This is a genomic window from Streptomyces sp. NPDC033966 (assembly GCF_055575955.1).
In genome coordinates this window covers 208,179-231,234 of record NZ_JBVIRQ010000001.1, presented here as the reverse complement: position 1 = coordinate 231,234, position 23,056 = coordinate 208,179, and the positions used below count along the sequence as shown (strand labels likewise).

Here is a 23,056-nt window from a genome sequence, read left to right as displayed (position 1 = left end):
CAAGGAGTTATCGCCATGGATGCTGTGACCCAGGTCCCCGCGCCGGTCAACGAGCCGGTCCACTCGTACGCCCCCGGCAGTGCCGAGCGCGCGCGCCTCGAGATCCAGCTGAAGCAGCTGTCCGAGAACCCGATCGACCTCCCGATGACGATCAACGGCGTCAAGCGGATGGGCGGCGGCGAGCGTTTCGACGTCGTGCAGCCCCACGACCACAAGTCGGTCATCGGTACGTACGCCAACGCGACCCAGGCCGACGCCCAGGAGGCCGTGGACGCCGCCCTGGCCGCCGCCCCGGCCTGGCGTGCGATGTCCTTCGACGACCGCGCCGCGATCATCCTGCGCGCCGCCGAGCTGCTGGCCGGCCCGTGGCGCGAGAAGCTGGCCGCCTCCACCATGCTGGGCCAGTCCAAGACGGCGCAGCAGGCCGAGATCGACACCCCCTGCGAGCTCGTCGACTTCTGGCGCTTCAACGTCCACTTCGCCCGCCAGATCCTGGCCGAGCAGCCCGCCGCGAACAGCGCCGGCGTGTGGAACCGCAGCGACCACCGCCCGCTGGAGGGCTTCGTCTACGCGATCACGCCGTTCAACTTCACGGCCATCGCCGGCAACCTGCCGACCGCCCCCGCCCTGATGGGCAACGTGGTCGTGTGGAAGCCGTCCCCGACGCAGACCCACTCCGCGGTCCTCCTCATGGAGCTCCTGGAGGCGGCCGGCCTGCCCAAGGGCGTCATCAACCTGGTGACCGGCGACGGCATCGCGGTCTCCGAGGTGGCCCTGAACCACCCCGAGCTGGCCGGCATCCACTTCACCGGCTCGACCAAGACCTTCCAGTACCTGTGGAAGACGGTCGGCAACAACATCGAGAAGTACCGCTCCTACCCGCGCCTGGTCGGCGAGACCGGCGGCAAGGACTTCGTCGTCGCGCACCCGTCCGCGGACCGCGCGATCCTGAAGACCGCCCTGACCCGCGGCTCCTTCGAGTTCCAGGGCCAGAAGTGCTCGGCCTCCTCCCGCGCCTACGTTCCGGCCTCCATCTGGAACGACGGCTTCAAGGAGCAGTTCGCGGCCGAGGTCGACGGCATCACCATGGGTGACGTCCGCGACCTGACCAACTTCATCGGCGCGGTCATCGACGAGCGCTCCTTCGCGAAGAACAAGGCCGCGATCGACCGCGCGAAGGCCGACCCGACCTGCACCGTCATCGCCGGCGGCACGTACGACGACTCGGAGGGCTACTTCGTCCGCCCGACCGTCATCGAGTGCACCGACCCGGAGAACGAGGTCTTCACGACCGAGTACTTCGGCCCGATCCTCGCGATCCACGTGTACGAGGACGACAAGTACGACGAGATGCTCGCGCAGATGGAGAACGTCTCGGCATACGCCCTGACCGGCGCCGTCATCGCCCAGGACCGCTACGCGGCCGCCGACACGATGGAGAAGCTCCGCTTCGCGGCGGGCAACTTCTACATCAACGACAAGTCGACCGGCGCCGTCGTCGGCCAGCAGCCCTTCGGCGGCGGCCGCGCCTCGGGTACCAACGACAAGGCGGGCGCGGCGTCCAACCTGCTGCGCTGGACCTCGACCCGCTCCATCAAGGAGACCCTGGTCCCGCCGACCGAGTACGGCTACCCCCACATGGGCTGATCCTGCCCCCAGCTGAACCCCGCCCCCGCTCCGGTACCCCCAAGTCCGGAGCGGGGGCGGTCCCCATTTCCGGGGGGCCTTGCGGGGTTCAGACCTCGACCAGGACCTGGTCCAGGGACTTGCGGACCAGGTCCGGGACCTCGCAGTCGTCGGCCGGATAGCCCACCGGGATGACCGCGAAGGCCTTCTCGTTCTCCGGGCGGTTCAGGACGTGCGCCAGGAAGCGCATCGGGCTCGGGGTGTGGATGAGCGCGGCCAGCCCGGACAGGTGCAGGGCCGACAGCAGCATGCCGACCGCGATGCCGACCGACTCGTCGACGTAGTAGTGCTTGCGCTTCGTGCCGTTCGGGCCGAGCCAGTAGCGCTGCTGGAAGACCACGATCAGCGCCGGCGCGTCGGTGAGGTGGGTCTTCACGGCGTCCGTGCCGATGGGGCGCAGCGCGGCGAGCCACTCGTCGCCGAGGCGGCCGTCGTAGGAGATCTGCTCCTCCTGCTCGGCGGCGGCGCGGATCTGCTGCCGGACGGCCGGGTCCTTGACCAGGACGAAGGTCCACGGCTGCTGGTGCGCACCGGAGGGGGCGGTGGCCGCGCAGGCGATGGCGTCGCGGACGGCCTGCTCCGGGACGGGATCGGGGGAGAAGTGGCGCACGGTCCGCCGCTCGTCCATCCGGGCCCGCAACTCCGCCGCGCGCGCGAGGGATTCGGGGCCGGGCATGCGCGCGGGACGGTAGGCGACGGGCCGGTAGGGCTGGCCATGGGTGGGGGTCCACTGCTGGGTCTCAGGCGACATGCGCAGATCTTGCAGCGGTGGAACTCCCGAGGCCAGCGGAGCGTCATGAACCAATGTCCGTTGTGTACTGACAGGGGGGCTATGACCGTGTCGAACGTCGGTCGATTCGTGGACTGGGAGGGCTGCTTCAACGCCCGCGACCTCGGCGGTCTGGGAGCGCTGCGGCCCGGGGCGCTGATCCGGGCGGACAGCCTCGACGGGCTCACCGCCCGAGGCTGGACCACCCTGTACGGTCACGGGGTGCGGACCGTCATCGACCTGCGCAACGACGGAGAGGCCGAGGTGGACCACTCCGCGCGGCCGGCCGGGCTGACCACCCTGCGGATCCCGCTCGACGGCATCGAGCACCGGGACTTCTGGGACGTGTGGTGGGGCACTCCCGGCTTCGGCACCCCCGCGTATTTCCGGCCTTTCCTGGAGCGCTTCCCCGACCGCGTGGCCTCCGTCGCCCGCGCCGTCGCCACCGCCCCGCCGGGCGGGGTCGTCTTCCACTGCGGTCTGGGCCGCGACCGTACGGGGATCATCGCGCTCGTCCTGCTGCGGCTGGCCGGGGCGAGCCCGCGGGAGACAGCCGACGACCACGCGCTGAGCGAGCCCCGGGTGCGGGCCCGGTACGCGGCCCGGGGCAGGTCCTACGACGACTCCGAGATCGAGGAGTACGTCGCCGGCCTCGGCACCACGGTGCACGCCCTGGCCCGGGACACCGCGCAGTGGCTGGATGCGGGCGCCTACCTGCGCGGGGCCGGGCTGACGGCGGCCGAACTGGAGGGGCTCCGGGGCAGACTGGGGGCATGAGCGACGACACGCCGGTCCGCCTCGCGCACACCTCCCAGCTCGGCCGGGACGCCCTCGCCGCCGTCCGGGACCTGCCCGACGGGGCCTTCGACGGCGACTTCGGCGACGAGGACTTCGAGCACGCCCTCGGCGGGATGCACGCCCTGGTGTACGAGGGCGGCGTGCTCGTCGCGCACGGCAGCGTCGTCCAGCGGCGGGTGCTGCACCAGGGGCGGGCCCTGCGGACCGGGTACGTGGAGGCCGTGGCCGTCCGCGCCGGCCGGCGCCGGCGCGGGCTCGGCGGGGCGGTGATGGCCGGGCTGGAGGGCGTGATCGCCGGCGCCTACGTACTGGGCGCCCTGTCCGCGTCCGAGGAGGGCGCGGCCCTGTACGAGAGCCGGGGCTGGAAGCCGTATCCCGGGCAGATCGGCGTGCTCGGCCCGGCCGGCCCCGAGCGGCTGGCCGAGGAGGAGGGCTCGACCTACGTGTGGACGCCGCCCGGCGGGGTCGCGCCGGTCTCCTCCGGGCGGCTCGACTTCGACTGGCGCGACGGGGACGTCGTGTAGCTAGCCCGAGACGCTGGGGGCGCCCGTCTCGATGTGGCCCGTGTAGCGGCGCGACCAGGTGCCGTCGGCGTCGGCCAGGACCGTGAAGTCGTACCAGCCCTTGCTGTACGCCACCGCGTTGAAGAAGTCCTCGCGCGAGGAGTTCGCCGGGACGGTGTAGGTCCAGGGGCCGTCCGTGCGGTAGGCGTTGGAGCGGATGGTGAAGGTGACCGGGGAGCCCGAGGCGTTGGTCATCTTGAACCAGACGGCCGTCTTGCCGGTACCGGACTCCACCGCGTAGCGGGCCGCGACCTCCAGGTCCTTGCCCGGCTTCGTGGCGTCGCCGATGAAGCGGCGCAGGAACCGGTTCGGGCCGTACATCGAGATGTCGTACTTGCCCGAGCCGGCGCCCAGGCCGATGGAGAACCAGTCGGTCGAGGTGGCGCCCGGGTCGACCGTGTACTGCCAGGCGGCCGTGTCCCGGTACTGGTGCGGGTGGATCGAGAAGTGTGCCGCCTGCTTCGCCTGGGGGCCCTGGTTGGTCATCGAGAACCAGGCCAGGATCTTGCCCATCGGGCCGAACTCGAAGCGGTCCAGGTTGCCGTTCACCTGGTACGGGAGGGCCCGCGCCGGCCGGGTGCCGGGCTCCTGCGCCGGCTGGGCGTTGTCCTGCGGGACGGGGTTGGGCAGCGGGCCGCAGGTGGACTGGCCGATCACCTTCGCCGTGGGCGGCAGGCCCGCGGGGACCCCGTACACGGGGTGCGCGAAGTCGAAGACGCCCGTCAGGTCACCGGTCACCTTGCGGCGCCAGGCGCTGATGTTGGGGCAGAGGGCGGGCGTGCCGATCGCGGTCGTCCACTTCTCCATGAAGCGCAGCACCGAGGTGTGGTCGAAGACCTCGGAGCTGACCCAGCCGCCGCGGGTCCAGGGGGACATCACCAGCATCGGGACGCGGAAGCCGAGCCCGACCGGGACGCCGTCGATGTACTCGTCCGGGGTGCCGGGCGGGGCGACCGGCGGCGGCACGTGGTCGAAGAAGCCGTCGTTCTCGTCGTAGTTGAGGAAGAGGACGGTGGAGTCGAAGACCTCCGGGTTCGCGGCGAGCGCGCGGTAGACCAGGTCCACGAAGTGCGCGCCGTCGCCGGGAGGGGCGTACGGGTGCTCGGAGAAGGCCTCGCTCGCCACCACCCAGGACACCTGGGGCAGGGTCCCGGCGACCACGTCGGCACGGATCGCGGCCGCGATGTCGTCGGGGGTGGAGCCGGTGACCCTGGGGACCGAGGCCATGCCCCGGTCCCACAGCGGGTCGCCGGGCCTCGCGTCGGTGAACTTCTTGAAGTAGGCCAGCCCGTTGTCCCCGTAGTTGTCCTGGGCGTTCTGGTAGACCTTCCAGCTCATCCCGGCCCGCTGGAGGGCCTCCGCGTACGACTCCCAGGTCAGCCCGGACTCCTCGCCGCCGTCCTTGCTGCCCGCGTCGACCTTGCCGCTCCACAGGAAGGTGCGGTTGGGGCCGGTGGCGCTGAGGGTGGAGCAGAAGTAGGCGTCGCAGACGGTGTAGTTGTCGGCGAGGCCGTAGTGGAAGGGGATGTCGCCCCGCTCCAGGTAGCCGAGGGTGTGGGTCTTGCCGACACCGGCGACCCAGTTGTCCATCCTGCCGTTGTTCCAGGCCGCGTGCTGCGAGCTCCAGCTGTGCGGGAGGTCTCCGGTGCACTGGGCCAGGGTCTGGCCGTCGGCCCCGCCGGCCGAGGGGGTGGCGGACAGCTTCCACGGGTACTGGCGGCCGCCCCAGTTCGGCTGGTTGAAGGTGCCCCAGCCTCCGGGGATGTTGCCCGCGGCGCGGTCGCCGAAGCCGCGTACGCCCTTCAGCCTGCCGAAGTAGTGGTCGAAGCTGCGGTTCTCCTGCATCAGGACCACCACGTGCTTCACATCGGTGATCGTGCCCGTCGCGGCGGCGGCCGCGGCCGTGCCCGGCAGGGCGGCGGGCAGGGCCGCCCCCGCCACGAGCCCTGCGCCGATCCCCACGAATCCCCTGCGGCTGATGGGTGTCACTGGCTGCTCGCCTCCAACTCAAGTGCCCCTCCGGCACATTGACGGCAAGGGTGGCGGCAGCCGCCGTAAAGGTCTACATCCGTGCGGTAAGAACTCGGTGAACATCCGGATGGCTGGAATCAACTCCCGGTGCGCACGAGCATCTTGCCCGTGTTCTCGCCGTGGAGCATGCCCAGGAAGGCCTCCACCGTGCGGTCGAATCCCTGGACAACGGTGGTGTCCGTACCGACCCGGCCGCTGCGCAGATGGGGCACCAGGAAGTCCTCCAGCTCGTCCTGGAGATTGGTGTGGTTTCGAACCATTACGCCTTCCATGCGCAGAGACTTGTGGACCACCTCGAAGAGGTTGCGGGGCGCGGCGGGGGCGCGGTCCGCGTTGTACATCGAGATCGCTCCGACCCAGGCGATCCGGCCGTATTCGCGCAGGGAGTCGATCGCGCCCTCCAGGTGGTCCCCGCCCACGTTGTCCACGTACACGTCGATGCCGTCCGGCGCGGCCTGCGCCAGCTGCTCCCCGACCGGCCCGTCGTGGTAGTCGAAGGCGGCGTCGAAGCCGAGGGTCCCGGTGAGGTGGGCGACCTTCGCCGCCGAGCCGGCGCTGCCGATGATCCGGCGGGCGCCGAGCAGCCGGGCGATGCGCCCGGTGGCGGTGCCGACCCCGCCGGCGGCGGCGGAGACGAAGAGGTCCTCGCCCTCGCGCAGGGCCGCGGTCCGGGTGAGGGCGGCGTAGGCGGTCAGGCCGGTGCCGCCCAGGACGGACAGGTAGGCCTCCAGCGGGACGCCTTCGTGGCCCCGCAGTCTGCGGGTGCCGTCCACGCCCGGGGTGACCAGGGAGTGGGTGCGCCAGCCCGCGCGGTGGAACACCAGGTCGCCCTCCTTCAGGCCCGGGTCGCGGGAAGCGGTGACCCGGCCCACCGTGCGGCCCTCCAGCGGGGCGTTCAGCTCGAAGCCGCCCTCGCCGCCGTCCATCAGTCCGCGGTGGTACGGGTCCACCGACAGCAGCAGGTTCTCCACCAGGGCGGTGCCGGGGGCGGGTTCGGGAACGGGAGAGGAGACGTACGCGAAGTCGGAGGCGACGGGGAAGCCGGTCGGACGGGCGATCTGGTGGACGGCGTGGGCGGTGTCGGTGCTCATGGCCATGAACCTAGGAAGGAATCCGGCGGCCGGGCAGGGGGTTGCCCTCATGGAAGCCGCACATCCATGAGTGCGGCTCATACATCGAGGTGGGAACCCTTGACCGAGCTCGCCCCGCAGGAACTCCGCGTCCTGGTCGCCGTCGCCGACACGGGCGGCTTCTCCGCCGCGGCCGCCGCGCTGGGGGTCAGCCAGTCGGCCGTCTCGCACTCGGTGCGCGGCAGTGAGGGCAAGGTCGGCGCGGTGCTGTTCGAGCGCGGCCGCACCGGAGCCTCGCCCACCCCGGCCGGCGAGCGGGCCGTCGCACTGGGCCGGCGCATCCTGCGGCTGTACGAGGTGCTGGGCGCGGAGGCGCGCGGCGCCGCCCGGGCCCCCGCCGGGCGGGAGGCGCTGGAGGGGGTGCTGCGCGTCGCGGCCTTCCGCAGCGCGGCCCTGCACCTGCTGCCGCCCGCGCTGGAGCGGCTCGCCGCGCTGCACCCCGGCATCCGGCCCGAGGTCAGGGTGGTGCGCGAGATCGGCGCCGGCACGGCGGGGGAGGTGGCCGCGGGCCGGGCGGACCTGGGCATCGCGACGCTGGGCGCGCGGGAGGACGTACCGCCGGGGCTGCTGACCGGGGTGCTGGCGGAGGAGGCGTACTCCCTGGTGCACCCCGCCGGGCACCCGGACCCCAGGGCGCTGCCCCTGCTGGACTGGGACGAGAACTGCGGCTCCTACACCCGGGCGTGGTGGCGGTCCCAGGACTGGATCCCCCGGGCCACCGTGAAGGCGGAGGACGACGCCATGGTGCTGACCATGGTCGGCCGGGGCCTGGGCATGGCGATCATGCCGGAGCTGTCGCTGCGGGAGGCTCCCGACACCGTCGAGATCACCGCCCTGGGGCCGCGGAGGCCGGTGAGGCAGGTGGGATACGTCACCACAACGGAATTGGCATCCACGCTCGTCGCCAGGGCTCTGATCAGGGAACTCAGGGCCGAGAAGGCCTGAAAGCGGAACCTGTGGAAGGCTCCCTTCGAGGGGTTTCCCGTCTCAGATACTAGGAAGTCCGAGTAATTGCGGAGACATACAGCCGGACCTGCCCTAGCTTTGTAGGAGCCGAACGTCTCGCTGATCCTGCGAATGGCGGTCGAGGGCGCGCGCCCACTGGCAGGCAACCCCTGCGGCGCACTGCCCCCCGCCTCTTCCGGCGCCTTGAAGGAACACCCCTCATCCGTGGCCCCGCCACGCCGTGATCCCAAGGAGTCGATCACCATGACCCCCACCACCGCCGCAGCCCGCCGCGTCCGCCACGCCTCCCCGGCCGACGCCGACCGCAAGAACGCCGCCGCCGCCCTCCAGCGCGCCCTGGACCGCCGCGACAACGGCGGCTCGACCGGCCACTGACCGGCTTCCCGGCGACTCCGCTTCCCGGCCCGTCCGCACCCGGCGCGCCGCGTCCGGTTGGTCCAAATGCTGGACGCGATATGTCTGAGGGCTGGGACACGGAGTACGGTTCCGACATGTCGACCAGCATCAATCTCGCAGTGATCCCCGGTGATGGCATCGGCCAGGAAGTCGTGGCTCAGGGCCTCAAGGTCCTTACCGCGGTCCTGCCCCAGGATGTGAAGCTGGAGACCAAGGAGTACGACCTCGGCGCCCAGCGCTGGCACCGCACCGGTGAGACCCTCCCGGACGCGGAGCTGGAGGCCCTCAAGCACCACGACGCGATCCTGCTGGGCGCCATCGGCGACCCGTCGGTCCCGTCGGGCGTCCTGGAACGCGGCCTGCTGCTGAAGCTCCGCTTCGCCTTCGACCACTTCATCAACCTGCGCCCCTCGAAGCTGTTCCCGAACACGGCCACCCCGCTCGCCGGCCGTCCGGAGATCGACTTCGTCGTGGTCCGCGAGGGCACCGAGGGCCCGTACACCGGCAACGGCGGCAGCCTGCGCACCGGCACCCCCGCCGAGGTGGCCACCGAGGTCAGCGTCAACACGGCCTACGGTGTGGAGCGCGTCGTGCGCGACGCGTACGAGCGGGCCAACGCCCGCCCCCGCAAGAAGCTGACGCTCGTCCACAAGAACAACGTCCTCGTGTACGCGGGCCACATGTGGAAGAACATCTTCGACAAGGTCGGCCAGGAGTACCCCGAGGTCACCACCGACTACCTGCACGTCGACGCCGCGACGATCTTCTTCGTCACCCAGCCCGAGCGCTTCGACGTCATCGTCACGGACAACCTGTTCGGTGACATCCTCACCGACCTGGCCGCGGCCGTCACCGGCGGCATCGGCCTGGCCGCCTCCGGGAACATCAACCCGACCGGCGCCTTCCCGTCCATGTTCGAGCCCGTCCACGGCTCCGCCCCCGACATCGCGGGCACCGGCAAGGCCGACCCGACCGCGACGATCCTCTCGGTCGCCCTCCTGCTGCGCCACCTCGGCTACGAGGCCCAGGCCGTCCGCATCGAGGACGCCGTCTCCGCCGACCTGGCCGAGCGCGACGGCACCTTCCGCTCCACCGACGTGATCGGCGACGCCCTCGCCGCGCGAGTAGCCGGCTGACCCGGCCGTTCCACCCAGGAAGCCGCCAGGTCACAAACGGACCTGGCGGCTTCTCCTGTGCGGCCCCCGGTGCCACCATCTCCCCTGGGCCGCTAAGCCCCGTTTCTCCGAAGCCTGCCCGCGCGCGATAATCGAACGCGAGGCCGCGGATTACGGGGAAGCTCGGACGTCCTAGTACGCATGAGCGCGGTCCGCCAAACCCAACCGGTGAAGGACAAGCACTCATGACGACGCCCACGATCGAGCTCAAGCCCTCCTCGAACCCGCTGTCCGACGCGGAGCGCGAGGCGATCCTGGCCAGCCCCGGCTTCGGCCGCCACTTCACCGATCACATGGTGACGATCAAGTGGACCGAGGGCCGCGGATGGCACGACGCCGAGCTGGTCCCGTACGCCCCGCTGGCGATCGACCCCGCGAACATGACCCTGCACTACGCGCAGACGATCTTCGAGGGCCTCAAGGCCTACCGCCAGCCCGACGGCACCGTCGCCACCTTCCGCCCGCGCGCCAACGCCGAGCGCTTCCAGGCCTCCGCCCGCCGCATGGCGATGCCCGAGCTGCCCGCCGACCTCTTCATCGAGGCCTGCGACGCCCTGATCAAGCAGGACCGCGCCTGGGTGCCGGACTCCGGCGAGGCCTCCCTGTACCTGCGCCCGTTCATGTTCGCGTCCGAGGTCGGCCTGGGCGTCCGCCCGGCCAACGAGTTCCTCTTCATGGTCATCGCCTCGCCGGCCGGCGCCTACTTCCCCGGCGGCGTCAAGCCCGTCTCCGTCTGGCTCTCCGAGGAGTACGTGCGCGCCGTCAAGGGCGGCACCGGCGCCGCCAAGACCGGCGGCAACTACGCGGCCTCCCTCGTCGCCCAGGCCCAGGCCGCCTCGCACGGCTGCGACCAGGTCGTCTGGCTCGACGCGGTCGAGCACCGCTGGATCGAGGAGATGGGCGGCATGAACCTGTACTTCGTGTACGGCGACCGCATCGTCACCCCCGAGCTGACCGGCTCGCTCCTCCCCGGCATCACCCGCGACTCCCTCCTCACCATCGCCCGAGACCTCGGCTACACCGCCGAGGAGGGCCGCATCACCACCGAGGACTGGAAGCGCGACAACGAGAACGGCACCCTCACCGAGGTGTTCGCCTGCGGCACCGCCGCCGTCATCACCCCGGTCGGCTCGGTCAAGTCCGAGCGCGCCAACTGGACCCAGGGCGACGGGCAGCCCGGCGAGGTCACCATGAAGCTCCGCAAGGCGCTCCTGGACCTCCAGACCGGCCACACCGCCGACACCCACGGCTGGATGCACCCGCTCGGCTAGGGCCTGTCCCGAGACGCCCGAAGGCCCCCGCGCTGCTGCGCGGGGGCCTTCGGCCTTGCGGTGGGGTGGGGGAGGAGCGTGGTCAGCGCTCCTCGTCCTTCTTCTCCCCGTCCTTCTTCTTGCCGCCCTGGACGGGGCCGTCCGGGCCTCCCACGGCCATCAGGCCGTCGCCGATCATGTAGGCCAGTCCCGCGATCCCCTTGACGATCCTCGTCGCCACGTATGCGATCTCTTCCACGACGCCTCCCCGTGCCGTTCGTACCGGGCGGCGGCCCCTGTCCTATTCGGCCGCCGCCAAGACTGCTTCCGTCGTCGGACCGGCGGCCGGAGCCGCCTTCGGCCGGAGGGTCAGCGCGGTGTACACCGCGCCGCCGACCAGGCCCGACAGGATGAAACTACAGTCCACCCCGCCGGTGAGGGCCAGCAGAGGGCCTTCGTACACCGGGGTCGACACGGCCGCCAGTCCCACGGCCGCGCCCGCCGCCCAGGAGGCGGTGGCGCGGAGGTTCCAGCCGCCGCTGTACCAGTAGACGCCGCCGCGGGCCCGACGGTTGAACACCTGGAGGGCGTCGGCGTCGTAGACCCCGCGGCAGCGCACGAAGCCGATCAGGGTGATCACGGCCCACGGGGTGCCGATCGCGGTGAGCAGCAGCACGAACGAGGTCATCGCGGACTGCACGTCCCACTCGAAGGAGCCGAAGAAGACGAACGCGGTGGCCACGGCCGCGGCGATCACGGTGGCCTTCGTACGGGTGGCCCTCGGCACGATGGCGTCCAGGTCCAGGCCCATCGAGTAGAGCATCAGCCCGGCGTTGCCCACCGAGCCGGCCGCCGCGGCCGCCAGCAGCGGGACGAGGTACCAGAAGGGCGCGGCCGCCACGAGCGGCCCGGCGTAGTCGGCCCCGGCGCGGGCGGCGAGGGCGGTGTAGGTGCCGAACAGCTGCGGGATCAGCAGCCCGACCAGCAGCCCGAGGCAGGTGGCCCAGAACACCTTGCGGGAGCCGTGGCGGCGCGGGGAGACGTAGCGGGTGTAGTCGCCGAGCAGGGTGATGAACGCGACGGGCCCGCTGAGCCCGGCGGCGACGGCTGCCAGCAGCCAGGTCGGCCAGAAGGAGCCGAGGAGGTACTCCGTGTCCGGCGGGGCGGCGCTGGTGAAGTCCGGGGCGTAGGCGATGACGCCGACGGCCAGCAGGACCACCATGGCGACGGCCAGCACCTTGCTCATGCGCAGCAGCAGCCGGTAGCCGAAGACGGCCCCGACGACGGTGCCCGCGGCGAGCACGCCGTACATCACGGCCCGGGTGAGGCCGGTATCGGGCAGTCCGGTGAGCCGGGACAGGGTCCCGGCCATCACGTCGCCGCCGATCCACAGGGTGAGCGCGGTGTAGCCGAGGGAGAGCAGCAGGCCGACCACGGAGCCGACCAGCCGCCCCCGTACGCCGAACTGGGCGCCACTGGAGGTGGACAGGTTGGTCGCGGTGCGCAGGGACACCAGGGCGAGCGGCGCGGTGAAGGCGATGCCGACCAGGGTGCCGGTCACGATGGCGGTGACGGAGGGCACCAGCCCGAGTCCGAAGGACGGGGGCAGCCAGCCGAAGACGATCACGCCGAGGCAGAGGTTGGAGCCGAGGAGGATCGAGATCAGGTCACGGGGACTGCTCGTCCGCTCCTCCTCCGGAATGGTGTCGACTCCGCGCTGTTCGATGGGCATGGGGGGACTCCCTTGGCAGGGCGGGGGATGGTTGCGCATGGATTTGAGCGTCATTCAATGTGACCTGAGCCCAGGTCCCAGGTCAATGCTTCATTGCGCGGAAATGAAGAGTTAGAGTGATGCTCTAACCCATCGAGTCAAAAGGTGGTGGATCGGCGTGCGGCTGACCCCTACGGAGCGCGACCGGCTGCTGCTGCGCAGCGCAGCGGAACTGGCCAGGGCCCGTCGGGCCCGGGGCCTCAGGCTCAATGTCCCCGAGGCCACCGCGCTGATCGCGGACACGGTCTGCGAGGCCGCGCGCGACGGCAAGCGGCTGGCCGAGGCCATCGAGGAGGCCCGGAGCGTCCTCGGACCCGACGACGTGCTGCCCGGTGTGGCCGACGTGGTCACCGAGGTGCACGTGGAGGCCGTCTTCGACGACGGATCCCGCCTCGCGGTGGTCTCCGCGCCCATCCAGGGCGCGGTCTCCCTCGGCGACGACGCCCCGGGAGCGGTCGTCCCCGGCCCCGGCGCACCGCAGCCCGAACCCCAGCTGCACCTGCGCGTGCGCAACACCGCGTCCGTGCCGGTCAGCGTCACCTCCCACTTCCACTTCTTCGAGGCGAACCCCCGGCTCGACTTCGACCGCGCCGCCGCCTACGGCATGCGGCTGTGCGTGCCGGCCGGCTCCTCGGTGCGCTTCGACCCGCACGGCGAGGGCGAGGTGGGCCTCGTCCCGATCGGCGGCCAGCGGATCGCCATCGGCTTCGCGGGCCTGGTGGACGGTCCGCTGGACGCCCCCGGAGCCAAGGAGCAGGCCCTGGCCCGCGCCGCCGCCTGCGGCTACCTCGGCGCCGCCGCCACCACCGAAGCCGACCCGAAGGGAGACCGGGCGTGAGCCGTCAGACCCCCCACACCGACCACAGCGCGCACTGCGCCCCCGGCAGCAGCCGCCACATCGACCCGCACGAGTACGCCTCCGTCTTCGGCCCCCGGGCCGGGGACCGGGTCCGGCTCGGCGACTCGGGGCTCACCGTCCGGGTGGAGTACGACGCCCAGAAGCCCGGCGACGAGTTCCTCGCCGGGTTCGGCAAGACCGCCCGCGACGGCCTGCACCTGAAGGGCGCCGCCGTCCGCGAGACCTGCGACGTCGTGATCAGCAACGTCCTCGTCATCGATGCCGTCCTCGGCATCAAGAAGGTGTCGATCGGCATCCGCGAGGGCCGCATCCACGCGATCGGCCGGGCCGGCAACCCGGACACCCTCGACGGGGTCGACGTGGTCGTCGGCACCGGAACGAGCATCGTCTCCGGCGAGGGCCTGATCGCCACGGCCGGCGCCGTGGACACCCACGTCCACCTGCTCTCCCCGCGGATCATGGAGGCCTCCCTCGCCGCCGGTGTCACCACCGTCATCGGTCAGGAGTTCGGCCCCGTCTGGGGCGTTGGAGTCAACTCCCCCTGGGCGCTGAAGCACGCCTTCAACGCGTTCGACGCCTGGCCCGTGAACATCGGCTTCCTGGCCCGCGGCTCCTCCTCGGACGCCGCGCCGCTGGTGGAGGCCCTGGCCGAGGGCGGCGCGTCCGGCTTCAAGGTCCACGAGGACATGGGTGCCCACACCCGTGCCCTGGACACCGCGCTGCGGGTGGCCGAGGAGTACGACGTGCAGGTCGCCCTGCACTCCGACGGCCTCAACGAGTGCCTGTCGGTGGAGGACACCCTGCGCGTGCTGGAGGGCCGGACGATCCACGCCTTCCACATCGAGGGCTGCGGCGGCGGGCACGTGCCCAACGTCCTGAAGATGGCGGGCGTGCCGAACGTGATCGGCTCCTCCACCAACCCCACCCTGCCCTTCGGCCGGGACGCGGTCGCCGAGCACTACGGCATGATCGTCTCCGTCCACGACCTCAAGCCGGACCTCCCGGGCGACGCCGCGATGGCCCGCGACCGGATCCGCGCCGGGACGATGGGAGCCGAGGACGTCCTGCACGACCTGGGCGCCATCGGCATCACCTCCTCCGACGCCCAGGGCATGGGCCGGGCCGGCGAGACCATCCGCCGCACCTTCGCCATGGCCGCCAAGATGAAGGGCGAGCTCGGTCCCCTGGACGGCGACGGCGAGGGCGACGACAACGCCCGCGTGCTGCGGTACATGGCCAAGCTGACCATCAACCCGGCGATCGCCCACGGCCTGGCGCACGAGATCGGCTCCATCGAGATCGGCAAGCTCGCCGACATCGTCCTGTGGCGCCCCCAGTTCTTCGGCGCCAAGCCGCAGCTGGTGCTGAAGTCGGGCTTCCCGGCCTACGGAGTCACCGGCGACCCCAACGCCGCCACCGACACCTGCGAACCACTCGTCCTCGGACCGCAGTTCGGCTCGTACGGGGCCACCGCCGCCGACATCTCCGTCGCCTTCGTCTCCGCCGCCGCGGCGGCGCTGGGCAGCGACGAGATGCCGACCCGGCGCCGCCGGGTCGCCGTACGCGGCACCCGCGGCATCGGCCCCAAGGACATGCTCCTCAACTCCCGGGTGGGCGCGGTCGATGTGGACGCGCGCAGCGGACTGGTCTCCCTCGACGGGGAACCGCTGCGCTCCGAAGCGGCCGACTCGGTCTCCCTCAACCGCCTGTACTTCTTCTAGACGGCAAAGCCTGTAAGCCCGTTAGGACCCCACCATGAATGCACAGCCCGCCGCCAAGCCCGTGAACGACGGCTTCCGGATGCCCGCCGAGTGGACCCCCCACGAGCGCACCTGGATGGCCTGGCCCAGCCCCAACCCCACCTTCACCAACGAGCAGGAGCTCGCCGAGGCCCGCCAGGCCTGGGGCGCCGTCGCCCGCGCGGTCCGCGCCTACGAGCCGGTGACCCTCGTCGTCTCCCCGGGCGACGCCGAGAGCGCCCGGGCGATCGTCGGCGACGACGTCGAGCTCGTCGAGCAGGAGCTCGACGACGCCTGGATGCGGGACATCGGCCCGACGTTCGTCACCAACGACGCCGGCGAACTGGCCGCCGTCGACTGGACCTTCAACGGCTGGGGCGCTCAGGAGTGGGCCCGCTGGGACCACGACTCGAAGATCGCCCGGCACATCTCCGACGTGGTCGGCACCCGCACCTACAGCACCCGCCTGGTGAACGAGGGCGGCGCCATCCACGTCGACGGCGAGGGCACCGTGCTCCTCACCGACACCGTGCAGCTCGGCGAGGGCCGCAACCCCGGCTGGACCCGCCAGCAGGTCGAGGAGGAGATCCACGCCCACCTCGGCACCACCAAGGCGATCTGGCTGCCGTACGGCCTGGCCGGCGACTACGGCACCTACGGCACCCAGGGCCACGTGGACATCGTCGCCGCCTTCGCCCGCCCCGGCGTGGTGATGGTCCACACCCAGCCCGACCCGGCCCACCCGGACCACGAGCGCTGCAAGACCATCGCCGCCATCCTGCGCGCCTCCACCGACGCGCAGGGCCGGCTGCTGGAGGTCGTGGAGGTCCCCGCGCCGACCGTGCTGGAGGAGGACGGCGAGTGGGTGGACTACTCGTACATCAACCACTACCTCTGCAACGGGGGAGTGGTGCTGTGCGCCTTCGACGACCCGCGCGACGAGGAGGCCGCCGAGATCTTCCGCGGACTGTTCCCCGGGCGGACCGTGACGCTCGTTGACGCACGTACGATTTTCGCCGGGGGTGGCGGTATCCACTGCATCACCCAGCAGCAGCCGAAGGTCTGACCCGAGGCCGACCTCGTGAAGGAGTGACCATGGTGGCGGGTGGAGTACCGGTACGGGCGGCGCGCAAGAACGCGCCCCCGCGCGAGGACGTACTCGTCGCCGCCATGGCCACGATCGCCGAGCGCGGACTGGAGGGCCTGACCATGGCCGGCCTGGGCCGGCAGGTCGGCATGAGCAGCGGCCACCTCCTCTACTACTTCGGCAGCAAGGACGAGCTCCTGCTGCAGACCCTGGAGTGGAGCGAGGCGGCCCTCGGCACCGAGCGGCGGGCCCTGCTGGCCCGCCGCGGCTCGGCGCGCGAGCGCGTAGGGGCGTACGTGGACCTGTACGTGCCCGACGGCGCCCGGGACCCGCACTGGACCCTGTGGCTGGAGGTCTGGAACCGGTCCCAGAACGCGGGCCCCCAGGAGCGCGAACGGCAGGCCGCCATCGAGGGCGCCTGGCACCGCGACCTGGTCGCCCTGCTCGCCGAGGGCATCTCGCGCGGCGAGTTCCGCGCGGTGGACCCCGACCGCTTCGCGTCCAGGCTGCGGGCCCTGCTCGACGGGTTCAGCATCCAGGTCGCCGTGGGCCTGCCCGGCATAGGGCGCGAGGACATCCTGGAACACGTCTCGGAGTTCCTCGCCGAAACCCTCGCCGGCTAGGCCCTGTCCTGGCCGTGCCTTCCGTATCAGGCACTTTCCCGGCGGCGGCCCGACTGCCGGACGGCAGGTGCCCGCATGCTGAGACCGGCGTCCACCGGCGACGGGCCGTGTGACACACTGCGAGCGTGTCTGCTCAGCTCATGATTATGGACAGCAGCGCGCCGGTCCTCTGTGACCGCTGAAACCGTGGACGACCTCCGCGGCAGCGGCCACCGTGCCTCAGACCCGCGCGCAGACCTCTCGCACCCGCGAGGGGTCTTTTCGTTTCCAAGGGCAGAAACATGCCGGAAGCGGGCAGCGCGCGATGATGGGGGCAGTGGATCCCCGGTCTCCGGAACCACTCATCCGACAGGAGTCAGATCAGCATGACGACGACAGAGGCGACCCAGCCGACAGAGGCCCTCGACGACGCCTTCCACGTCTTCGACACCACCCTGCGCGACGGCGCCCAGCGTGAGGGCATCAACCTCACGGTCGCGGACAAGCTGACCATCGCGCGGCACCTGGACGAGTTCGGAGTCGGCTTCATCGAGGGCGGCTGGCCCGGCGCCAACCCCCGCGACACCGAGTTCTTCGCCCGCGCCCGCGCCGAGATCGACTTCAAGAACGCCCAGCTCGTCGCCTTCGGCGCCACCCGCAGGGCCGGCGGCGCCGCCGCCTCGGACCCGCAGGTGCGAGCCCTCCTGGAGTCCGGCGCGCCGGTCATCACCCTCGTCGCCAAGTCCCACGACCGGCACGTCGAACTCGCCCTGCGCACCACCCTGGACGAGAACCTGGAGATGGTCCGCGACACCGTCTCCCACCTCGTCGCCCAGGGCCGCCGGGTCTTCGTCGACTGCGAGCACTTCTTCGACGGCTACCGCGCCAACGCCGAGTACGCCAAGTCCGTCGTCCGCACCGCCCACGAGGCCGGTGCCGACGTCGTCATCCTCTGCGACACCAACGGCGGCATGCTCCCCGCCCAGATCACCGCCGTCGTCTCGACCGTGCTGGCCGACACCGGGGCCCGCCTCGGCATCCACGCCCAGGACGACACCGGCTGCGCCGTCGCCAACACCCTGGCCGCCGTCGACGCGGGCGCCACGCACGTGCAGTGCACCGCGAACGGCTACGGCGAGCGCGTCGGCAACGCCAACCTCTTCCCGGTCGTCGCCGCGCTGGAGATCAAGTACGGCCGCAAGGTCCTCCCCGAGGGCGCGCTCGCCGAGATGACCCGCATCTCCCACGCCATCGCCGAGGTCGTCAACCTCACCCCCTCCACGCACCAGCCGTACGTCGGCGTGTCCGCCTTCGCGCACAAGGCGGGCCTGCACGCCTCGGCCATCAAGGTCGACCCGGACCTGTACCAGCACATCGACCCCGAGCGCGTCGGCAACACCATGCGCATGCTGGTCTCCGACATGGCCGGCCGGGCCTCCATCGAGCTCAAGGGCAAGGAGCTCGGCGTCGACCTCGGCGGCGACCGCGCGCTGATCGCCCGCGTGGTCGAGCGGGTCAAGGAGCGCGAGCTGGCGGGCTACACGTACGAGGCCGCCGACGCCTCCTTCGAGCTGCTGCTGCGCGCCGAGGCCGAGGGCCGGGCGCGCAAGTACTTCCGCGTGGAGTCCTGGCGGGCCATCGTCGAGGACCGCCCCGACGGCACCCACGCCAACGAGGCCACGGTCAAGCTGTGGGCCAAGGGCGAGCGGATCGTCGCCACGGCGGAGGGCAACGGCCCGGTCAACGCCCTCGACCGGGCGCTGCGGGTCGCGCTGGAGCGCTTCTACCCCCAGCTGGCCAAGTTCGAGCTGGTGGACTACAAGGTCCGCATCCTGGAGGGCAAGCACGGCACGGAGTCCACGACCCGCGTGCTGATCTCCACGACGGACGGCACCCGCGAGTGGAACACGGTGGGCGTCGCCCCCAACGTCATCGCGGCCTCCTGGCAGGCCCTGGAGGACGCCTACACCTTCGGCCTCCTGCACGCGGGCGTGGAGCCGGCCGAGTAGTCCCGGCGGCGGTCGGCACCTGCCGATGACGAGGTTCCCGAATTTCTTCGGGGGCATGGCCCTTTATGTCCGGCTCACACGGGAAAGTGGCGGTTCGGGTAGCGTCGTCAGTATGAGGACCAGGCTGATATCCGTACGCATCGGATCGGTGCTGTCCGGTCTGCTGCTGGCGCTGACCGTCGGCGGGCTCGGTGCCGCCCCGCGGGCCGCCGCGGCCGACGGCGGGACCGCCGCCGTGGCGGAGGCTCTGAAGAAGGGTCCGGTCTACGTCGACCCCGGGGCCGCCGCGCAGCTGTCGCCGGCCCAGGCCGACGCCCTGGCCGCCAAGATCAAGGCGGCCGGCAAGCCGCTCTTCGTCGCCGTGCTGCCCGCGACCCCCGCCTTCCCCGCCGACAGCGTGCTGCGCACGGTCCGCACCGAGACGGGGATCACCGGGCTCTACGCCATCCGGCTCGGCGACGGCTTCGACGCCGGGGCCGACCGGGCCGTCATGCCGGGCAACGCCGTCCGCAACCTCACCGACGCGGTGAAGGCGGGCGGGGCGGTGGACGCCGCCACCGAGCTGAACAACTTCGTCGACCAGGCCCTCCCGCAGATGAAGGGCCGCGCCCCGGCCTCCTGGGGCGGGGCCTCCGACGGCGGCGGCTCCTCGGCCGGGGCGCTGATCGCCCTCGCCGCGGTCGCCCTGGCCGGCGGTGGTGGCGCGTACCTCCTGGTCAAGCGGAACCGGAAGAAGAAGGAAGAGGCCCGGCGGGAAGCCATCGCCCGGCTGGGCGTGGTCGTGGACGAGGACATCACCGCCTTCGGCGAGGAACTCGAACGCCTCGACTTCCACCCCGGCGAGCCCGGCGCCGACGACGCGATGCGCGCGGACTACGAGAAGGGGCTGGACTCCTACGAGACGGCCAAGCGGATCATGGCCTCCGCGCGGGAGCCGCACGAGGTACAGGGGGTGACCCAGGCGCTGGAGGACGGCCGGTTCGCGCTGGCGGTCCTCGACGCCCGCCGTCAGGGCAGGCCGCTGCCCGAGCGGCGCCCGCCCTGCTTCTTCGACCCGCGCCACGGGCCGAGCACCGAGGACGCCGCCTGGGCCCCGGCCGGCGGGACGGCCCGGACCGTACCGGTCTGCGCGGCGGACGCCGTACGGCTGCGCGACGGGCTGGACCCGGCGGTGCGCACCGTCGACACGGAGCGCGGTCCGCGTCCGTACTACGACGCCGGTCCCGCGTACGGCCCCTGGGCCGGCGGGTACTTCGGCGGCGGGATGCTGCCCGGCCTGCTGATGGGCACGATGCTCGGTTCGATGATGGCCACCCCCGCGTACGCCTCGGACTTCGGCGGCGGGTACGGCGGCCACGACGGCGGCGGCTTCGGGGGCGGGGACGTCTCGGGCGCCGATTTCAACCCGTCCGACTTCGGCGGCGGGGACTTCGGCGGCGGTGGCGGATTCGACGGGGGCGGCGGATTCGACGGCGGGGGCGGCTGGTAGCCGCCCCCGGGGTTCCGTGCGGGCCGCGGTCAGGCCTGCTTGACCGCCGAGATGTCGAAGGTCAGCTTCACCTTGTCGCTGACCATCACGCCGCCGGCCTCCAGGGCCGCGTTCCAGGTCAGGCCCCAGTCGGAGCGCAGGATCTCGGCGGAGCCCTCGAAGCCGACGCGCTCGCTGCCGTAGACGTCCGTGGCGGAACCGGCGAACTCCAGGTCGATGGAGAGCGGACGCGTCACGTCCTTGATCGTCAGGTCACCGGTGATGCGGTACTTGTCGCCGCCCAGCTGCGCCGCCGAGGTGGAGCGGAAGGTCATCAGCGGGAAGAGCTCGGCGTCGAAGAAGTCGCTGCCCAGCAGGTGGGCGTCGCGGTCGGCGATGCCGGTGCCGACCGAGGCGATCTGTACGTCGATGGAGGCGGTGGAGCGCGACGGGTCGCTGCCGTCCAGGCGGAGGGTGCCCTCGTGCTGGGCGAAGCTGCCGCGCACGTTGGTCACCATGGCGTGGCGGACGGTGAAGCCGATGCTGCTGTGCGCCGGGTCGATGGCGTACTCGCCGGTGAGGGCGGCGAGCGCCGGGTCGACGGGGAGCGTGGCGACCGTGCCCTGCTGTACGGGGGCGGCGGTCTGGCTGCTGCGGCGGGAGAAGAGACCCATGACTTCCTCCTGGGGAGTCCTGCGGTTTGGTTTAACTTTCAACAAGAAGGACGCTAGACCCATTCCGTTCAAATTTCAACTTCTCGGGTCGGGGTACCGCCGTTTTGTGGAACCTCCACAAAGGCCGAAGGTCCCTGCTGGGGGAGTCCATGCATCCTTCGGAGGTTCTGTCCGGGCCGCACAGCGGACGGGGCCCGAGACTGTGTAGAACCGACGGAGGGTTTTGATGGCCACGCTTCGTAAGGTCGGTACATGACCGTTGTGGACCAGACCCCGAGCGAGCCGACGGACGCCCGCGGGCGCGTGGCCGAGCTGCACTCCCTCCGCGAGGAGGCCCGGCGCGGCCCCAGTGACCGCGCGACCGAGGCGCAGCACGCCAAGGGCAAGCTGACCGCGCGCGAGCGCATCGCGCTCCTGCTCGACGAAGGTTCCTTCAGGGAGGTCGAGCAGCTCCGCCGGCACCGGGCGACCGGCTTCGGCCTGGAGGCCAAGAAGCCCTACACCGACGGTGTCATCACCGGCTGGGGCACGGTCGAGGGCCGCACGGTCTTCGTCTACGCGCACGACTTCCGCATCTTCGGCGGCGCGCTGGGCGAGGCCCACGCCACGAAGATCCACAAGATCATGGACATGGCCATCGCGGCCGGTGCCCCGCTGGTCTCCCTCAACGACGGCGCCGGTGCCCGTATCCAGGAGGGCGTCTCCGCCCTCGCCGGCTACGGCGGCATCTTCCAGCGCAACACCAAGGCCTCGGGTGTCATCCCGCAGATCTCGGTGATGCTGGGCCCGTGCGCCGGCGGCGCCGCGTACTCCCCGGCCCTGACGGACTTCGTGTTCATGGTCCGGGACACCTCGCAGATGTTCATCACCGGCCCGGACGTCGTCCGCGCGGTGACCGGCGAGGAGATCAGCCAGAACGGCCTCGGCGGCGCGGACGTGCACGCCGAGACCTCCGGCGTCGCGCACTTCGCGTACGACGACGAGGAGACCTGCATCGCCGAGGTCCGGTACCTCATCACGATGCTCCCCTCGAACAACCGCGAGAACCCCCCGGTCCACGAGAACACCGACTCCGCCGACCGGCGCTCGGACGTCCTCCTCGACCTGGTCCCCGCCGACGGCAACCGCCCGTACGACATGCTCAAGGTCATCGAGGAGCTCGTCGACGACGGGGACGTCCTGGAGATCCACGAGCGCTGGGCGCGCAACATCATCTGCGCCCTGGCCCGCCTGGACGGCCAGGTCGTCGGCATCGTCGCCAACCAGCCCGGCCACCTCGCCGGCGTCCTGGACATCCACGCGTCCGAGAAGGCCGCGCGCTTCGTCCAGATGTGCGACGCGTTCAACATCCCGATCGTCACCCTGCTGGACGTCCCGGGCTTCCTGCCCGGCGTCGACCAGGAGCACGGCGGCATCATCCGCCACGGCGCCAAGCTGCTGTACGCGTACTGCAACGCCACGGTGCCGCGGATCTCGCTGATCCTGCGCAAGGCCTACGGCGGCGCGTACATCGTCATGGACTCCCAGTCCATCGGCGCCGACCTCACGTACGCCTGGCCCACCAACGAGATCGCCGTCATGGGCGCCGAAGGCGCCGCCAACGTGATCTTCCGCAAGCAGATCGCGGACGCCGAGGACCCCGAGGCGATGCGGGCCCGGATGGTCAAGGAATACAAGGCCGAACTGATGCACCCGTACTACGCGGCCGAGCGCGGCCTCGTGGACGACGTCATCGACCCCGCCGAGACCCGCGGGGTGCTCGTCAGCGCCCTCGCGATGCTCCGCACCAAGCACGCCGATCTGCCGTCTCGCAAGCACGGCAACCCGCCGCAGTAACGAGCGAAGGAGACATGCCGACGATGAGCACCGCCACCGACACCCTGCTGAAGGTCGAGAAGGGCAACGCCGAGCCCGAGGAGCTGGCCGCGATCACCGCGATCCTCCTCGCCCGCGCCGCCGCCACCCCGGAGGAGGCCGCCGCCGCGGGCCGTTCCACGGCCGGCTGGCGCCGCCTGGAGCGCAGCCGGGGCTTCCAGGCCCCCCACAGCTGGCGCGGCTGAGCAGCGCACGCAGAACGCCACGA

General features: G+C 71.6%; 21 protein-coding genes. 15 read left to right on the top strand and 6 right to left on the bottom strand.

Annotated elements, in window-relative coordinates; translation table 11 throughout:
• Positions 1-15 precede the first annotated feature (15 nt).
• Positions 16-1,647: an L-glutamate gamma-semialdehyde dehydrogenase gene (pruA, locus tag ACZ518_RS01125; RefSeq protein ID WP_469110950.1), complete on the top strand. Its 1,632-nt coding sequence runs from the start codon at positions 16-18 to the stop codon at positions 1,645-1,647.
• A gap of 88 nt (positions 1,648-1,735) precedes the next feature.
• Here the strand turns inward: pruA and ACZ518_RS01120 are convergent, their stop codons facing one another.
• The gene (locus ACZ518_RS01120) at positions 1,736-2,437 is read right to left on the bottom strand and encodes a nitroreductase family protein (protein ID WP_469110949.1); all 702 of its coding nucleotides are present in this window, start codon (positions 2,435-2,437) and stop codon (positions 1,736-1,738) included.
• An 81-nt stretch (positions 2,438-2,518) separates the two neighbouring features.
• Here ACZ518_RS01120 and ACZ518_RS01115 point away from each other — a divergent pair, with 81 nt between their 5' ends.
• Entirely contained in the window at positions 2,519-3,232 is a 714-nt protein-coding gene (locus tag ACZ518_RS01115) for a tyrosine-protein phosphatase (RefSeq protein WP_469110948.1), read from the top strand.
• Positions 3,229-3,777 carry a GNAT family N-acetyltransferase gene (locus tag ACZ518_RS01110; RefSeq protein WP_469110947.1) on the top strand — a complete coding sequence of 183 codons (549 nt, stop codon included), beginning with the start codon at positions 3,229-3,231 and terminating at the stop codon, positions 3,775-3,777. Before ACZ518_RS01115 ends, ACZ518_RS01110 begins: the two co-directional genes overlap by 4 nt.
• Here ACZ518_RS01110 and ACZ518_RS01105 read toward each other — a convergent pair whose 3' ends face one another.
• Both ACZ518_RS01105 and ACZ518_RS01100 read right to left on the bottom strand, forming a co-directional pair.
• Positions 3,778-5,805, bottom strand: coding sequence for a phosphocholine-specific phospholipase C (locus tag ACZ518_RS01105; protein WP_469110946.1), 2,028 nt, complete (start codon positions 5,803-5,805; stop codon positions 3,778-3,780). It abuts the gene before it with no gap.
• Positions 5,806-5,924: 119 nt separating this feature from the next.
• Entirely contained in the window at positions 5,925-6,938 is a 1,014-nt protein-coding gene (locus tag ACZ518_RS01100; RefSeq protein WP_469110945.1) for an NADP-dependent oxidoreductase, read from the bottom strand.
• A 99-nt stretch (positions 6,939-7,037) separates the two neighbouring features.
• Here ACZ518_RS01100 and ACZ518_RS01095 point away from each other — a divergent pair, with 99 nt between their 5' ends.
• The 4 genes from ACZ518_RS01095 (at position 7,038) to ACZ518_RS01080 (ending at position 10,785) form a co-directional block, all read left to right on the top strand.
• Positions 7,038-7,922, top strand: a complete 885-nt coding sequence (locus ACZ518_RS01095; protein WP_469110944.1) for a LysR family transcriptional regulator — start codon at positions 7,038-7,040, stop codon at positions 7,920-7,922.
• A 264-nt stretch (positions 7,923-8,186) separates the two neighbouring features.
• Positions 8,187-8,318 carry a hypothetical protein gene (locus ACZ518_RS01090; protein WP_260618342.1) on the top strand — a complete coding sequence of 44 codons (132 nt, stop codon included), beginning with the start codon at positions 8,187-8,189 and terminating at the stop codon, positions 8,316-8,318.
• Between the two features lie 116 nt (positions 8,319-8,434).
• Complete coding sequence (locus ACZ518_RS01085; RefSeq protein WP_469110943.1) at positions 8,435-9,475, top strand: 3-isopropylmalate dehydrogenase; 1,041 nt, start codon at positions 8,435-8,437, stop codon at positions 9,473-9,475.
• 224 nt (positions 9,476-9,699) lie between these two features.
• Positions 9,700-10,785 (top strand): branched-chain amino acid aminotransferase, encoded by a 1,086-nt coding sequence (locus ACZ518_RS01080; RefSeq protein ID WP_007266756.1) that lies wholly within the window; start codon positions 9,700-9,702, stop codon positions 10,783-10,785.
• Between the two features lie 82 nt (positions 10,786-10,867).
• Here ACZ518_RS01080 and ACZ518_RS01075 read toward each other — a convergent pair whose 3' ends face one another.
• On the bottom strand, positions 10,868-11,023 hold the full coding sequence (locus ACZ518_RS01075; protein WP_469110942.1) for a hypothetical protein: 156 nt from the start codon (positions 11,021-11,023) through the stop codon (positions 10,868-10,870).
• 42 nt (positions 11,024-11,065) lie between these two features.
• A complete protein-coding gene (locus ACZ518_RS01070) occupies positions 11,066-12,496 on the bottom strand; it encodes a cytosine permease (protein ID WP_469110941.1) in 1,431 nt (476 codons plus the stop codon).
• Positions 12,497-12,653: 157 nt separating this feature from the next.
• Between ACZ518_RS01070 and ureA the strand changes: the two genes are divergently transcribed.
• From ureA to ACZ518_RS01040, 6 genes are all read left to right on the top strand, one after another.
• Positions 12,654-13,373 (top strand): urease subunit gamma, encoded by a 720-nt coding sequence (ureA, locus tag ACZ518_RS01065; protein WP_469110940.1) that lies wholly within the window; start codon positions 12,654-12,656, stop codon positions 13,371-13,373.
• 59 nt (positions 13,374-13,432) lie between these two features.
• Positions 13,433-15,115 (top strand): urease subunit alpha, encoded by a 1,683-nt coding sequence (locus ACZ518_RS01060; RefSeq protein WP_469111651.1) that lies wholly within the window; start codon positions 13,433-13,435, stop codon positions 15,113-15,115.
• Between the two features lie 34 nt (positions 15,116-15,149).
• Positions 15,150-16,199: an agmatine deiminase family protein gene (locus tag ACZ518_RS01055; RefSeq protein ID WP_469110939.1), complete on the top strand. Its 1,050-nt coding sequence runs from the start codon at positions 15,150-15,152 to the stop codon at positions 16,197-16,199.
• Positions 16,200-16,228: 29 nt separating this feature from the next.
• On the top strand, positions 16,229-16,843 hold the full coding sequence (locus ACZ518_RS01050; protein ID WP_469110938.1) for a TetR/AcrR family transcriptional regulator: 615 nt from the start codon (positions 16,229-16,231) through the stop codon (positions 16,841-16,843).
• A 365-nt stretch (positions 16,844-17,208) separates the two neighbouring features.
• Complete coding sequence (cimA, locus tag ACZ518_RS01045; RefSeq protein ID WP_469110937.1) at positions 17,209-18,831, top strand: citramalate synthase; 1,623 nt, start codon at positions 17,209-17,211, stop codon at positions 18,829-18,831.
• Positions 18,832-18,943: 112 nt separating this feature from the next.
• A complete protein-coding gene (locus ACZ518_RS01040; RefSeq protein WP_469110936.1) occupies positions 18,944-20,320 on the top strand; it encodes a hypothetical protein in 1,377 nt (458 codons plus the stop codon).
• A gap of 29 nt (positions 20,321-20,349) precedes the next feature.
• Here the strand turns inward: ACZ518_RS01040 and ACZ518_RS01035 are convergent, their stop codons facing one another.
• A complete protein-coding gene (locus tag ACZ518_RS01035) occupies positions 20,350-20,973 on the bottom strand; it encodes a YceI family protein (RefSeq protein WP_469110935.1) in 624 nt (207 codons plus the stop codon).
• 252 nt (positions 20,974-21,225) lie between these two features.
• Here ACZ518_RS01035 and ACZ518_RS01030 point away from each other — a divergent pair, with 252 nt between their 5' ends.
• Both ACZ518_RS01030 and ACZ518_RS01025 read left to right on the top strand, forming a co-directional pair.
• Positions 21,226-22,809, top strand: a complete 1,584-nt coding sequence (locus tag ACZ518_RS01030; protein WP_469110934.1) for an acyl-CoA carboxylase subunit beta — start codon at positions 21,226-21,228, stop codon at positions 22,807-22,809.
• Between the two features lie 23 nt (positions 22,810-22,832).
• Complete coding sequence (locus ACZ518_RS01025; protein ID WP_469110933.1) at positions 22,833-23,033, top strand: acyl-CoA carboxylase subunit epsilon; 201 nt, start codon at positions 22,833-22,835, stop codon at positions 23,031-23,033.
• Positions 23,034-23,056 lie beyond the last annotated feature (23 nt).